The organism is Flavobacterium sp. WC2421, from assembly GCF_040822115.1.
GTDB lineage: Bacteria > Bacteroidota > Bacteroidia > Flavobacteriales > Flavobacteriaceae > Flavobacterium.
In genome coordinates this window covers 1,575,459-1,588,756 of the sequence record NZ_CP162004.1, presented here as the reverse complement: position 1 = coordinate 1,588,756, position 13,298 = coordinate 1,575,459, and the positions used below count along the sequence as shown (strand labels likewise).

15 protein-coding genes are annotated in these 13,298 nt (G+C 34.6%); 2 read left to right on the top strand and 13 right to left on the bottom strand.

What is annotated here, in order from left to right; translation table 11 throughout:
* Positions 1–4: 4 nt before the first annotated feature.
* From rpmC to rpsL, 13 genes are all read right to left on the bottom strand, one after another.
* Positions 5–196: a 50S ribosomal protein L29 gene (rpmC, locus tag AB3G33_RS06675; protein WP_035668115.1), complete on the bottom strand. Its 192-nt coding sequence runs from the start codon at positions 194–196 to the stop codon at positions 5–7.
* Between the two features lie 13 nt (positions 197–209).
* Entirely contained in the window at positions 210–635 is a 426-nt protein-coding gene (rplP, locus tag AB3G33_RS06670) for a 50S ribosomal protein L16 (RefSeq protein WP_367757203.1), read from the bottom strand.
* An 18-nt stretch (positions 636–653) separates the two neighbouring features.
* A complete protein-coding gene (gene rpsC / locus AB3G33_RS06665; protein WP_026707012.1) occupies positions 654–1,403 on the bottom strand; it encodes a 30S ribosomal protein S3 in 750 nt (249 codons plus the stop codon).
* Between the two features lie 6 nt (positions 1,404–1,409).
* Positions 1,410–1,820 (bottom strand): 50S ribosomal protein L22, encoded by a 411-nt coding sequence (rplV, locus tag AB3G33_RS06660; RefSeq protein WP_007136561.1) that lies wholly within the window; start codon positions 1,818–1,820, stop codon positions 1,410–1,412.
* 6 nt (positions 1,821–1,826) lie between these two features.
* Positions 1,827–2,105, bottom strand: coding sequence for a 30S ribosomal protein S19 (gene rpsS / locus AB3G33_RS06655; protein WP_007136562.1), 279 nt, complete (start codon positions 2,103–2,105; stop codon positions 1,827–1,829).
* Between the two features lie 6 nt (positions 2,106–2,111).
* Positions 2,112–2,936: a 50S ribosomal protein L2 gene (gene rplB, locus AB3G33_RS06650; protein WP_035668122.1), complete on the bottom strand. Its 825-nt coding sequence runs from the start codon at positions 2,934–2,936 to the stop codon at positions 2,112–2,114.
* Positions 2,937–2,945: 9 nt separating this feature from the next.
* On the bottom strand, positions 2,946–3,236 hold the full coding sequence (rplW, locus tag AB3G33_RS06645; protein ID WP_026707015.1) for a 50S ribosomal protein L23: 291 nt from the start codon (positions 3,234–3,236) through the stop codon (positions 2,946–2,948).
* Positions 3,237–3,242: 6 nt separating this feature from the next.
* The gene (gene rplD, locus AB3G33_RS06640) at positions 3,243–3,872 is read right to left on the bottom strand and encodes a 50S ribosomal protein L4 (RefSeq protein WP_367773559.1); all 630 of its coding nucleotides are present in this window, start codon (positions 3,870–3,872) and stop codon (positions 3,243–3,245) included.
* Positions 3,872–4,489: a 50S ribosomal protein L3 gene (gene rplC, locus AB3G33_RS06635; protein ID WP_367757197.1), complete on the bottom strand. Its 618-nt coding sequence runs from the start codon at positions 4,487–4,489 to the stop codon at positions 3,872–3,874. Before rplC ends, rplD begins: the two co-directional genes overlap by 1 nt.
* 154 nt (positions 4,490–4,643) lie before the next feature.
* Entirely contained in the window at positions 4,644–4,949 is a 306-nt protein-coding gene (gene rpsJ / locus AB3G33_RS06630) for a 30S ribosomal protein S10 (RefSeq protein WP_011963470.1), read from the bottom strand.
* Between the two features lie 11 nt (positions 4,950–4,960).
* Entirely contained in the window at positions 4,961–7,117 is a 2,157-nt protein-coding gene (gene fusA / locus AB3G33_RS06625) for an elongation factor G (protein WP_367757192.1), read from the bottom strand.
* A gap of 10 nt (positions 7,118–7,127) precedes the next feature.
* Positions 7,128–7,604, bottom strand: a complete 477-nt coding sequence (rpsG, locus tag AB3G33_RS06620) for a 30S ribosomal protein S7 (protein WP_035668130.1) — start codon at positions 7,602–7,604, stop codon at positions 7,128–7,130.
* Between the two features lie 73 nt (positions 7,605–7,677).
* Positions 7,678–8,061: a 30S ribosomal protein S12 gene (gene rpsL / locus AB3G33_RS06615; protein WP_007136570.1), complete on the bottom strand. Its 384-nt coding sequence runs from the start codon at positions 8,059–8,061 to the stop codon at positions 7,678–7,680.
* Between the two features lie 181 nt (positions 8,062–8,242).
* Here rpsL and AB3G33_RS06610 point away from each other — a divergent pair, with 181 nt between their 5' ends.
* On the top strand, positions 8,243–9,952 hold the full coding sequence (locus AB3G33_RS06610) for a hypothetical protein (RefSeq protein ID WP_367773557.1): 1,710 nt from the start codon (positions 8,243–8,245) through the stop codon (positions 9,950–9,952).
* Positions 9,953–10,037: 85 nt separating this feature from the next.
* The gene (locus AB3G33_RS06605; protein WP_367773556.1) at positions 10,038–13,295 is read left to right on the top strand and encodes a SusC/RagA family TonB-linked outer membrane protein; all 3,258 of its coding nucleotides are present in this window, start codon (positions 10,038–10,040) and stop codon (positions 13,293–13,295) included.
* Positions 13,296–13,298 lie beyond the last annotated feature (3 nt).

Sequence of the window (13,298 nt, the reverse complement as noted above, 5' to 3'; positions counted from 1 at the left end):
ACAATTATTGTAACTCTCTTTTTGTAAGTTCAGTAGCTAATCTTGCAACTGTTCTTCTCACACTTCTAATTTGAAGTGGATTCTCAATTGGAGAAATAGCGTGAGCCATTTTTAGGTCGGCATATGCCTTCTTAGTTTGACTAAGTTTTTCTTGCAACTCCGCTGCAGAAAGATCTTTTATTTCTGATTGTTTCATAATATAATATAGATTATGCTTCGAAATCTCTAGCAATAACGAATTTAGTTTTTACTGGAAGCTTTTGAGCTGCAAGACGTAACGCCTCTTTTGCAACTGACAAAGGTACTCCTCCAATTTCAAACATAATTCTTCCGGGTTTAACAACGGCAGCCCAATACTCAACTGCTCCTTTACCTTTACCCATACGTACCTCAAGAGGCTTCTTAGTAATTGGTTTGTCTGGAAATATTTTGATCCATAATTGTCCCTCTCTTTTCATGAAACGTGTAGCAGCAATACGAGCTGCTTCAATTTGACGAGAAGTTAAAAACATTCCATCTTCATGTACAGATTTAATACCAAACATTCCATTAGAAAGTTCATGCCCTCTTCCAGAGTTCCCTTTCATTTTACCTTTTTGTACCTTACGGTATTTTGTTCTTTTAGGCTGTAACATTTTTCTTTAATTTAAAAATTACTTTCTTTTACGAGCGTCTGGCTTTCCACCTTTATTAAAGTTAGATTTCCCACGAGGAGAATCTCCACCTTTTCCGCCAGATTGTTTCTTGTCCATTCCAGCAAGCGGAGAAAGATCTCTCTTTCCGTAAACTTCACCTTTCATGATCCACACTTTGATACCCATTCTACCATAAGTAGTATGCGCTTCAGCTAATGCATAATCAATATCGGCTCTGAAAGTTGATAAAGGAACTCTTCCTTCTTTGAAACCTTCTGAACGTGCCATCTCAGCACCATTCAAACGACCAGAAATCAAAACTTTGATACCTTCAGCGTTCATACGCATAGAAGCAGCAATAGCCATTTTGATTGCACGTCTGTAAGAAATACGGCTTTCGATTTGACGACAGATGCTTGTAGCAACTAGATACGCGTCAAGTTCAGGTCTTTTAATTTCAAAGATGTTGATTTGAACCTCTTTGTCAGTAATTTTCTTAAGTTCTTCTTTTAACTTGTCTACCTCTTGTCCACCTTTTCCGATAATGATACCAGGTCTAGCAGTAGTGATAGTAACGGTTACAAGTTTCAAAGTTCTCTCGATGATTACTTTTGATACACTAGCTTTTGATAAACGAGCATGGATATACTTTCTGATTTTGTGATCTTCGGCAAGTTTATCACCATAATCATTTCCACCATACCAGTTTGAGTCCCATCCTCTGATGATACCAAGTCTATTTCCAATTGGATTTGTCTTTTGTCCCATCTTGTATTAAATTGCTTGTGTGTTATTAATAGATCCAAGCACGATTGTTACGTGATTAGAACGTTTTCTAATTCTGTGTGCACGACCCTGTGGAGCTGGACGAAGTCTTTTCAACATCATTCCACCATCTACTGTAATCGTTTTAACAAATAAACCTGCTTCTTCCATATTAGCGTCAGGGTTTTTTGCTTGCCAGTTGGCAATTACAGATAAAACCAATTTTTCTAATTTTCTTGAAGCTTCTTTAGAACTAAATCTTAAGATGTTTAGTGCTCTTTCTACCTTCTGACCTCTTACCAAGTCCGCTACTAAGCGCATTTTTCTAGGTGAAGTAGGGCAGTTATTCAATTTCGCGAAAGCAATAGACTTATTAGCCTCTTTTCTCGCATCTGCTGTTTCTCTTTTACGAACTCCCATTGCTTCTTATTTTTTACCTTTATTTTTTGCTCCAGCATGACCTCTAAAAGATCTAGTTGGTGAAAATTCTCCTAATTTGTGACCTACCATGTTTTCTGTTACGTAAACTGGTACAAATTGACGACCGTTATGAACTGCGATAGTTTGCCCAACGAAGTCTGGAGTAATCATAGAAGCTCTAGACCAAGTCTTTACTACTCCTTTATTCCCACCAGCGATGTTTTCTTGAACTTTCTTGTCTAACTTATAATGAACGAAAGGTCCTTTTTTTAATGAACGTGCCATATCTTATTATTTCTTTCTACGTTCTACGATATACTTGTTACTCGGGTTTTTCTTAGAACGAGTTCTATAACCTTTTGCTGGTATTCCATTTCTTGAACGTGGATGTCCACCAGAAGAACGTCCTTCACCACCACCCATTGGGTGATCGACAGGGTTCATTGCTACAGGTCTTGTTCTAGGTCTTCTACCTAACCATCTTGTTCTACCTGCTTTACCAGATACAACTAATTGGTGGTCTGAATTAGAAACAGCTCCAATTGTAGCAGAACAAGTCAACAAGATTAATCTTGTTTCACCTGAAGGCATTTTAATTGTAGCATATTTTCCATCTCTTGCCATCAATTGAGCAAATGTTCCAGCAGAACGAGCAATTACAGCCCCTTGTCCTGGTCTCAATTCGATACAAGAAATTACAGTTCCTAGTGGAACTCTACTTAAAGGTAATGTATTTCCAATTTCAGGTTGAGATTCCGGACCAGAAACTAATTTCTGACCAACTTTCAATCCGTTTTGAGCAATTACATATGTTTTCTCACCATCAGCGTAAGCTAATAAAGCGATAAACGCAGTACGATTTGGATCATATTCGATTGATTTAACCGTAGCAGGAATTCCTTCTTTAGTACGTTTAAAATCAATAATACGATATCTCTGCTTGTGACCACCACCCGTATAACGCATGGTCATCTTTCCTTGACTATTTCTACCTCCAGAGTTTTTTATCGGCGCTATCAAAGAGCGTTCCGGCTTATCAGTTGTAATGGCGTCATAACCATTCACAACTCTAAATCGCTGACCTGGGGTAATAGGTTTTAATTTTCTTACTGACATTTTTCTATCTTAGATATTGTTGTAAAAATCAATTGTTTCTCCTTCTTTTACTTGAACAATTGCTTTCTTAATTGCATTTGTTTTTCCAGTAATTAAACCACTTTTAGTGTATTTTGTAGTTCTATCCGGCCTTACGTTCATCGTGTTAACACTCAAAATAGTTACCCCATAAGCAGCTTCAACAGCTTTCTTAATCTCAACTTTATTTGCTTTTTTATTAACAACGAATCCGAAGCGGTTTAAAACTTCACTTTCTTTGGTTACTTTTTCTGTTACTATAGGTTTAATTATGATGCTCATATCCTATTATTTACTTAAATTTTCTTCAATTATCTCCAAAGAACTCTCTAAAAGAACTAAGTTATTTGCATTTAAAATAGCGTAAGTGCTTAATTCTAAGCTACTTACTACGCTAGAGGCCTTTAAATTGCGTGAGGACAAATATACATTTTTATTCGTATCGCCCAACACAAATAGAGATTTTTTATTATCTAACTCTAAAGCTTTCAAAACATTAATGAAATTTTTAGTGTTTGGAGTTTCAAAACTAAAGTCTTCAAGAACGATAATATTTGACTCTTTTGCTTTAATAGAGAAAGCTGATTTTCTTGCCAAACGCTTCAAGCTTTTATTCAATTTAAATGAATAACTTCTTGGTCTTGGTCCAAAAACCGTTCCTCCACCTTTAAACAATGGATTCTTTGCACTACCCGCACGAGCAGTACCAGTTCCTTTTTGTTTTTTAATCTTACGTGTACTTCCCGCAACTTCAGCTCTTTCTTTAGCCTTGTGCGTTCCTTGTCTTTGATTAGCTAAATATTGCTTAACATCAAGGTATACAGCGTGATTATTTGGTTCAATTGCGAATACTGAATCAGAAAGTTGAACTTTTCTGCCAGTATCTTTTCCGTTGAAATCTAATACTTTTACTTCCATTACTTGTGAATGATTACATAAGAGTTGTTATGACCAGGAACACATCCTTTAATAACAAGTAGATTCTTCTCAGTAACTACTTTTAAAACTCTAAGGTTTTGAACGTTTACATTTTCTCCTCCCATACGTCCAGCCATACGCATTCCTTTGAATACTCTAGATGGATAAGAAGAAGCCCCTACAGAACCTGGCGCTCTTAAACGGTTATGTTGACCATGAGTTGCTTGACCAACACCACCAAAACCGTGACGTTTTACAACCCCTTGAAAACCTTTACCTTTAGATACACCTTGTACATCTACAAATTCTCCTTCAACAAACATAGAGACATCAATAAGATCCCCTAGTTTTTGTTCTGTTGCAAAATTTTGGAATTCAACGACTTTTTTCTTAGCTACAGTTCCCGCTTTTTTAAAGTGACCTAAAGCCGCTTTTGTGGAATGTTTCTCGTTTTTGTCATCGAAACCAAGTTGCAACGCTTCGTACCCGTCAACACCTTTGGTTCTGACTTGGGTAACAACACATGGACCAGCTTGAATTACCGTACAAGGAATATTCTTCCCGTTCTCATCAAAGATGCTAGTCATGCCGATTTTTTTACCAATTAACCCAGACATAAATATTAATTATTAATTATTAAATATAAAAATAGAACACATCATTTAAGTGAACCCTTATTTTTAAAGTGGTGCAAAAGTATAACTTATTTACACACAATCCAAAAAAAGTTTTCACTTAAACAAAGTGCCCTTAATTTTCCTTAGAAGATACTTAAACTTTGATTTCTACTTCAACTCCACTAGGCAATTCTAATTTCATTAAAGCATCGATAGTTTTAGATGAAGATGAATAAATATCAATTAATCTCTTATATGACATTACTTCAAATTGTTCTCTCGCTTTTTTATTAACGTGTGGAGAACGTAGCACTGTGAAAAGTTTTTTGTGAGTTGGTAATGGAATTGGTCCCGTAACTACTGCACCAGTACTTTTTACTGTTTTTACAATCTTCTCAGCAGACTTGTCTACCAACATGTGATCGTAAGATTTTAATTTTATTCTGATTTTTTGACTCATTTTCTTAAAGATTAAGCGTTTCCTTTTGCTTTTTTGATAACCGCTTCAGATATATTTGAAGGCGTTTCTGCGTAGTGTGAAAATTCCATTGTTGAAGTTGCACGACCTGAAGATAAAGTTCTTAATGTAGTAACATATCCAAACATCTCAGATAAAGGTACATCCGCTTTAATTGTTTTCGCACCTGCTCTATCACCCATGTCATTAACCTGTCCTCTACGACGGTTGATATCACCTACGATATCCCCCATGTTTTCTTCTGGTGTAATAACTTCCATTTTCATGATAGGCTCAAGAATTACAGCACCAGCAGCCTTAGCCACTTCTCTGTATCCCATTCTGGCAGCTAACTCAAAAGAAAGCGCATCAGAATCCACAGGGTGAAAAGATCCATCCAAAAGAGTTACTTTCAAACTATCTACTTGGTATCCTGCTAAAGGACCAGTTTTCATAGCTTCCCTGAAACCTTTTTCAACAGATGGTATATATTCTTTAGGAACGTTACCACCTTTTACAGCATTAATAAACTGCAAACCAACAGGAGTTTTACCATCCACTTCATCAGCAGGCTCTAATCTAAATACGATATCACCGAATTTACCACGACCTCCAGATTGTTTCTTATATGTCTCTCTGTGTTGAGCTTCTCTTGTAAAAGCTTCTTTATACTCAACTTGAGGCTCACCTTGGTTTACTTCAACTTTGAATTCACGACGCATTCTATCAACAAGGATATCTAAGTGAAGCTCACCCATACCCGAGATAATAGTTTGTCCTGAAGCTTCATCAGTTCTAACAGTAAATGTTGGATCTTCCTCAGCTAATTTAGCTAAAGCCATACCCATTTTATCAACGTCAGCTTTAGTTTTAGGTTCAATTGCAATACCAATTACTGGCGCAGGGAATTTCATTGACTCAAGAATAATTGGGTTTTTTTCATCACACAATGTATCTCCAGTTTTAATATCTTTAAATCCTACTGCCGCTCCAATATCACCCGCTTCGATATAATCGATTGGATTTTGCTTGTTAGCATGCATTTGATATATACGCGAGATTCTTTCTTTATTTCCTGAACGTGTGTTCAAAACATAAGAACCTGCATCTAAACGTCCTGAATAAGCACGGAAAAAAGCCAAACGACCTACGAATGGGTCAGTAGCAATTTTAAAAGCTAAAGCAGCAAACGGCTCTTTAACATCTGGCTTACGCAAAATTTTAGTTTGATCTTCTTCTAACAATTCAGCGTCGTCAGGATGAATCCCTTCGATACCGTCTTTATCCATTGGAGAAGGTAAATATTTACAAACAGCATCCAACATAAATTGAACACCTTTGTTTTTGAAAGAAGAACCAGCAATCATTGGAATGATAGCCATGTCCATTACAGCTGCTCTTAATGCAATGTTGATTTCTTCCTCAGTAATAGAGTTTTCATCTTCCATGAATTTCTCAAGCAAATTCTCATCATAATCAGCTACTGCTTCAATAAGAATTGATCTGTATTCTTTCACTTCTTCAAGCATATCTTCAGGAATAGGCACAATATCGTACGTTGCTCCTAAACCTTCTTCATGCCAAACAATAGCTTGGTTTTTCACTAAATCCACAACACCTTTGAAATCATTTTCTTCACCAATTGGCAAAGTGATTGCAACTGCATTAGATTTTAACATATCTCTTACTTGTTGACATACCATCAAAAAGTTAGATCCTTGTCTGTCCATTTTATTAACAAACCCAATACGTGGTACTCTATATTGATCAGCTAATCTCCAGTTAGTTTCCGATTGAGGCTCTACACCATCAACAGCACTAAATAAGAAAACTAAACCATCAAGAACACGTAAAGATCGGTTTACTTCAACTGTAAAGTCAACGTGTCCCGGGGTATCGATAATATTAAAGTGATACGGCAATGTTTCTGGTAACGGCTTACCTTGTGTAGTTGGAAAATTCCACTCACAAGTTGTCGCTGCAGAAGTAATTGTAATACCTCTTTCTTGCTCCTGAGCCATCCAGTCCATTGTAGCAGCACCATCATGTACTTCACCAATTTTGTGTGATTTCCCAGTATAAAAAAGAATACGCTCTGTTGTTGTTGTTTTACCAGCATCAATATGAGCAGCAATTCCAATATTTCTTGTATATTTTAAATCTCTAGCCATTTCTTATGAATTAAAATCTAAAGTGAGAGAACGCTTTGTTAGCCTCTGCCATTTTGTGAGTATCCATTCTTTTCTTAACAGCAGCACCTTCTTCTTTAGCCGCAGCTAAACATTCTGATGCCAATCTTTGAGCCATAGATTTTTCATTTCTTCTTCTAGAATAAAGTATTAACCACTTCATTGCCATAGAGATTTTTCTATCCGGTCTAATTTGCATTGGAATCTGAAACGTAGCTCCACCTACTCTACGACTACGTACTTCTACGTGAGGCATAACATTAGTTAAAGCATCTTTCCATATTTCTAATGATGGTTTTTCTGCATCTTGCTTTTTTGATTCTATAATGTCAATTGCATCATAAAAAACTTTAAAAGCTGTTGATTTCTTACCGTCCCACATTAAGTTGTTCACAAAACGCGTTACCAATTGGTCGTTAAACCTTGGATCTGGTAAAAGTGGTCTTTTCTTTGCCGCTCTTTTTCTCATGTCTTTTTTTTAATAAAATTTCATAATCATCCAGCCGCGATAGATCGCGCCTCAATAAAAATTACGTTTTAAATTACTTTTTTGCTTCTTTTGGGCGTTTAGCTCCGTACTTAGATCTTCTTTGCGTTCTTCCTGCTACTCCTGACGTATCAAGTGCACCACGAACGATGTGATATCTAACTCCTGGTAAATCTTTTACCCTTCCACCCCTAACTAATACTATCGAGTGCTCTTGTAAATTGTGTCCTTCACCAGGGATGTAGGCATTTACTTCATTACCATTTGTCAAACGTACACGCGCTACTTTACGCATTGCAGAGTTTGGTTTTTTTGGTGTTGTAGTGTAAACACGCGTACAAACCCCTCTTCTTTGAGGACAAGAATCTAAAGCAACCGATTTACTCTTCTTAGTTATCTGAGTTCTTCCTGTTCTTACTAATTGTTGAATTGTTGGCATAATTAATACTAAAAATTTATTATGTATATTTAATTCCCGCTTTTTACGGGGTTGCAAATGTATAAATTATTTTTTACTCTACAAACGTTAATCCATTAATTTTCAATAAGATTATTTTCCTTATTGAATTACATTTTAAACTTTAGATATTTATATTACTTTTATCAAAATTAATTTTCAATTGAAACACCTACAAACCTATCTATTACTAATACTCCTAAGCTTAAATTGTCAAGCTCAGAAATTTCAATTAAAAATATCAGGAAACTCTTCATTAGAAACAAAAAAAATTGACTCCCTTACCTATTCGACCATACATATCAATACAAAATCAATAGAAAACGAGACAAACCTTGTTTTGGAGAAACTTTCAAAAAAAGGATACACCGAAAGTAGATTAATTAAATTAACGAAGACTAACGACACCTCCTATGTTGCGAATTTAAAAATAGGAGACAAAATAAAATACATACATATATATATAGGTATAAATTCAAAATACAAAAAACTCAATTTATTCGACCAAAAGAAGGACAGCTTAATAATGCCCTATTCAGAAATAGAATATTTTTTAAATGAAACCCTACATAAATTAGAACTAAGAGGTTACGCATTCACGAAATTAAAACTAAGAAATATTACAAAAAAAAACGACATCCTTTTTGCAGAATTAGACTTTGAAACAGAAAATCAGAGAAAAATAGATAAAATCGTCATTAAACAAGCAAACGACAACATTGACGATTATTTTCCAAAAGGATACCTTACCCAAATAAATCGCAAATACAAGGACAAAACATACAATCAAAAAACAGTAACCTTAATTAATAACGATTTTGAAAACTTAGGGTTCGCAACCCAAATAAAATATCCAGAAATACTGTTCACAAAAGACAGTACCAAAATCTACATTTATCTCAACAAACGAAAGACAAACAATTTTGACGGATTTATAGGTTTTAACAATAACGCCCAAAATAAAATAGTACTTAACGGATACCTTGATTTAAAACTAGAAAACCTCTTATTAACCGGAGAACAATTTACATTATATTGGAAAAGCGATGAAAAAAAACAAAAAACTTTCAAAACTAGCCTAGAGATTCCTTATATATTAAATAGCCCAATAGGACTAAGGGCGCAATTAGATATTTTCAAACAAGACAGTATATATCAAAATACAAAAACAGCAATCGACATTGGATATTATTCAAATTACAAAACTCGTTTCTACCTAGGATACCAATCGACCACTTCAAGCGACATCCAAAATACAAATACCAATTTCATAAGTGATTATAAGAACTCTTTTATCACAACAAACATGGAATACAGTCATTACAATTACAACAACACACTATTTCCATCAAAAACCATATTAATATTAAAACTAGGGACAGGAGAACGCGAAACAAATTTCAAAGACAAAAACACCCCAACAAATAAACAAGCGTTCATAAATATAAACATTCAACATCTATTTAGCATTAATAAAAAAAATTTTATCAACATTAAAAATGAAAGTTATTACTTAAAAAGCGCTTCTTACAATATCAATGAACTATATCGATATGGAGGAATAAATTCAATACGTGGATTTAAAGAAAACAGCCTTCAAGCAAATATAATGTCAGCTTTACTAACAGAGTATCGCTATTTAATTACACCACAGCTATACATACATAGCATACTAGACTACAGCATTTTAAAAGACCCTTTTAACACTGAAAAAAATAACAAAACAACAAAAATACTAGGAACAGGTTTAGGAATTGGAGCTCTAACAAAAGGCGGGTTCATAAAATTATCAATTGCAAACGGCAGTAGAAAAAACGAAGAATTCAAATTTTATAACACAATCATTCATATAAGTTATAATGTTAAATTTTGAATGCGCGCATAAAAAAGGTTTTCAATTATTAGGAAAGTTAACAATTTATTAAGAGTTTTGTCACACTAATTCAAAATATTTAAAAATGAAACTAAAGTTCAATGGAATCTTAGTACTACTAGTAGTACTTATGGCGCAACTAACTTTTGCGCAAGAGAGAGCTGTGACGGGTGTTGTTTCTGACAATACAGGTATGCCTTTACCAGGTGTAAGTGTATTAGTTAAAGGAACTAAAAACGGAGCACAAACTGATTTTGATGGTAAATATACTATCAAAGCATCATCAAGTCAAATCTTGATATTTAGCTACATTGGGATGAAAACCCAAGAATTAAAAGCTACATCATCAACTGTTAATGTCAAGTTAGAAAGCACTGCTATGGAGCTTGAAGGCGTTGTTGTAACTGCATTAGGAATCAAAAGAGAAAAAAAATCTTTAGGTTATGCAACACAAGAGATTAAAGCTGAAGATTTAACAGCAGGAGCTGGAAGTGGAAACTTCATTAATGAACTTTCAGGTAAAGTAGCTGGTGTAAACATCAAAAGAAACAACAACTTTGGAGGGTCTTCAAGTATTGTATCTAGAGGGGTTAAGAGTTTAACTGGTAATAATGAAATGTTAATTGTAATAGACGGAATGCCTATTAACAACTCAAACATTAACTCAAATACTGCAAGTCAAACTACTGGAGCTGGTAACACTTATGACTATGGTAATGCTGCTATGGATATCAATCCTGAAGACATTGAAAGCGTAAACATATTAAAAGGAGCAGCAGCTTCTGCTTTATATGGTTACTTAGGAGGAAATGGAGTAGTAATGATTACTACCAAAAAAGGTAGAACAAAAAAAGGATTAGGTGTTACAGTATCATCTGAATTTGTTGCTGGAACTATTGACAAATCAACATTTGTTAAATACCAAGACAAATACGGTGCTGGTTACGGACCTTATTATGAAGATGCTTCTGGATATTTCTTATCAAGAGATATTGATGGTGACGGTGTTGAAGACTTAGTTGTACCAACTTCTGAAGATGCTTCTTACGGAGCGGCTTTCAACCCTAACTTACTAGTATACAATTGGAATGCATTTACTCCATGGTCTGATAGCTATCAAAAAGCTACTCCTTGGGTAGCTGCAAAAAATGATCCTACAACATTTTTTCAAACAGCAACTTCTTTTAACAACTCTGTATCGTTAGAAGACGGAAATGACACTACAAATTTTGTTTTGAACTTTACTAATTCAAAACAAACTGGTATTTTACCAAATAGTGATATGAAAAAAAATAGTATGAGCGTTAAAGTAAACCACATATTTTCAGATAAATTATCTGTAAGTGCATTTGCTAACTACAACACTCAATCAACTGTAGGTAGAAACTCAACAGGATATAATGAAAACATTATGTCTAACTTCCGTCAATGGTGGCAAACTAACGTTGATGTTCAAGAATTGAAACAAGTTTACGAAAGATCTGGTGGACAAAACATCAACTGGAACTATTCTGATCCTTCAGATTTAACACAAATCTATTGGGATAATCCATATTTCATTAGAAATAAAAACTTCCAATCAGATGAAAGAAACAGATTCTTAGGTTACGGTAAATTAGACTATAAACTAACAGACTGGTTAACTGCTACAGGTAAAATCTCTACCGATTCATACAGTGAATTACGTGAAGAAAGAAGAGCTTTCGGATCTATTGCAGGTGATTTTGGTATTAACAGATTAGCAGAAACTTCTGGGTACCAAAAATACATGAGAAACTTCTCTGAACAAAATTATGACTTTATCTTGACTTTCAAAAAAGACATCTCAGAAGACATTAGCTTCAACGGAGTTGCCGGAGGTACATCAAGAAAAACTAGAGTTGTTTCTACATTGAACTCAACTCAAGGTGGACTTATTGTTCCAGATCTTTTCAGTTTATCTAATTCTGTTGCTGGTGTTCCATTTCCAGTAGAATCAGAAGTAAACCAAGGAATCAATAGTTACTACGCATCAACATCTTTTGGATATAAAGACTTTGCATTTTTAGATGCAACCGTAAGAAGAGATGCTTTCTCTACTTTACCACAAAACGAAAATGCAATTAATACGTATTCAGCATCTGGATCATATGTTTTCACAAATCACGTTAACCAACCATGGTTAAGTTTTGGTAAAATTAGAGCTGGATATTCTGAATCTCCACTTGGTACACCAAATCAATCATTAGTAGATACTTATATCAAAAATGACCCATTTGGAACAAATCAACAATATTCAGTTGCTTCTACAAAAAACAACCCTAACTTAAAAGCTGTAAAAACAAACACTCAAGAAATTGGTTTGGAAATGCAATTTTTAAACAGAAGAATTGGTTTTGAAGTAAGTGCATACAAAAACGTAAATGATGGAGAAGCAATTTCAGTTCCTTATTCTACATCTACTGGAAACAGTGCTAGATATATCAATGCAGCAACTGTAGAGAATAAAGGTATTGAGGTTCAATTTAACGTTACACCATTTAAATCAAAAAACTTCCAATGGGATGTATTTGTAAACTGGTCTAAAAACGAAAATAAAGTTACTAAGTTAGTTGACGGAATTGAAAACCTTAGATTAAGTTCATTTGGTCAAGGTGTAACTCTTAATGCTGCTGTAGGTGAAGCTTATGGTGTCCTTAGAGGTACAGACTTTACTTATTTAAATGGCGAAAAAGTTGTAGGTGCTAACGGTAGATACGTTGTAAATGCATCAGCTAACAATGTAATCGGAGATGTTAATCCTGATTGGATTGGTGGGGTTCGTAATAAATTTACTTACAAAAACTTATCTCTTGGATTCTTAATAGACATGAAACAAGGTGGAGATATCTTCTCTCTTGATCAAGCTTATGGCTTAGCTACTGGTCTATATGACGTAACAGCAGGTAACAATGAACTAGGAAATCCTATTAGAAATACTATCGCAAATGGTGGTGGTGTAATTTTACCAGGTGTACAAGCTGACGGAACTCCAAACACTGTAAGAACTATTTCTCCTGACCAATATGGAAACGTATCAGGATATAGAAGAGCTCCTAACAAAGCGTTTGTTTACGATGCATCATTTGTTAAATTAAGAGAAGTTAACATTACTTATAGCTTACCTACTACTATTGTTAAGAGAATGAATCTTCAAGAAATGAAATTTAGCATTGTAGGTTCAAACTTATGGATAATAAGCAAAAACCTTCCTTATGCTGACCCAGAAAGTGGATTAAGTGCAAACTCAAACTCTGCAGGATATTCAATTGGTTCATTGCCATCAACTAGAAATATTGGTTGTAACGTAACATTTAAATTTTAAATT

Coding starts and splice junctions, on each gene's coding strand:
- rpmC (WP_035668115.1), bottom strand. CDS start 196: ATGAAACAATCAGAAATAAAAGATCTTTCTGCAGCGGAGTTGCAAGAA.
- rplP (WP_367757203.1), bottom strand. CDS start 635: ATGTTACAGCCTAAAAGAACAAAATACCGTAAGGTACAAAAAGGTAAA.
- rpsC (WP_026707012.1), bottom strand. CDS start 1,403: ATGGGACAAAAGACAAATCCAATTGGAAATAGACTTGGTATCATCAGA.
- rplV (WP_007136561.1), bottom strand. CDS start 1,820: ATGGGAGTTCGTAAAAGAGAAACAGCAGATGCGAGAAAAGAGGCTAAT.
- rpsS (WP_007136562.1), bottom strand. CDS start 2,105: ATGGCACGTTCATTAAAAAAAGGACCTTTCGTTCATTATAAGTTAGAC.
- rplB (WP_035668122.1), bottom strand. CDS start 2,936: ATGTCAGTAAGAAAATTAAAACCTATTACCCCAGGTCAGCGATTTAGA.
- rplW (WP_026707015.1), bottom strand. CDS start 3,236: ATGAGCATCATAATTAAACCTATAGTAACAGAAAAAGTAACCAAAGAA.
- rplD (WP_367773559.1), bottom strand. CDS start 3,872: ATGGAAGTAAAAGTATTAGATTTCAACGGAAAAGATACTGGCAGAAAA.
- rplC (WP_367757197.1), bottom strand. CDS start 4,489: ATGTCTGGGTTAATTGGTAAAAAAATCGGCATGACTAGCATCTTTGAT.
- rpsJ (WP_011963470.1), bottom strand. CDS start 4,949: ATGAGTCAAAAAATCAGAATAAAATTAAAATCTTACGATCACATGTTG.
- fusA (WP_367757192.1), bottom strand. CDS start 7,117: ATGGCTAGAGATTTAAAATATACAAGAAATATTGGAATTGCTGCTCAT.
- rpsG (WP_035668130.1), bottom strand. CDS start 7,604: ATGAGAAAAAGAGCGGCAAAGAAAAGACCACTTTTACCAGATCCAAGG.
- rpsL (WP_007136570.1), bottom strand. CDS start 8,061: ATGCCAACAATTCAACAATTAGTAAGAACAGGAAGAACTCAGATAACT.
- AB3G33_RS06605 (WP_367773556.1), top strand. CDS start 10,038: ATGAAACTAAAGTTCAATGGAATCTTAGTACTACTAGTAGTACTTATG.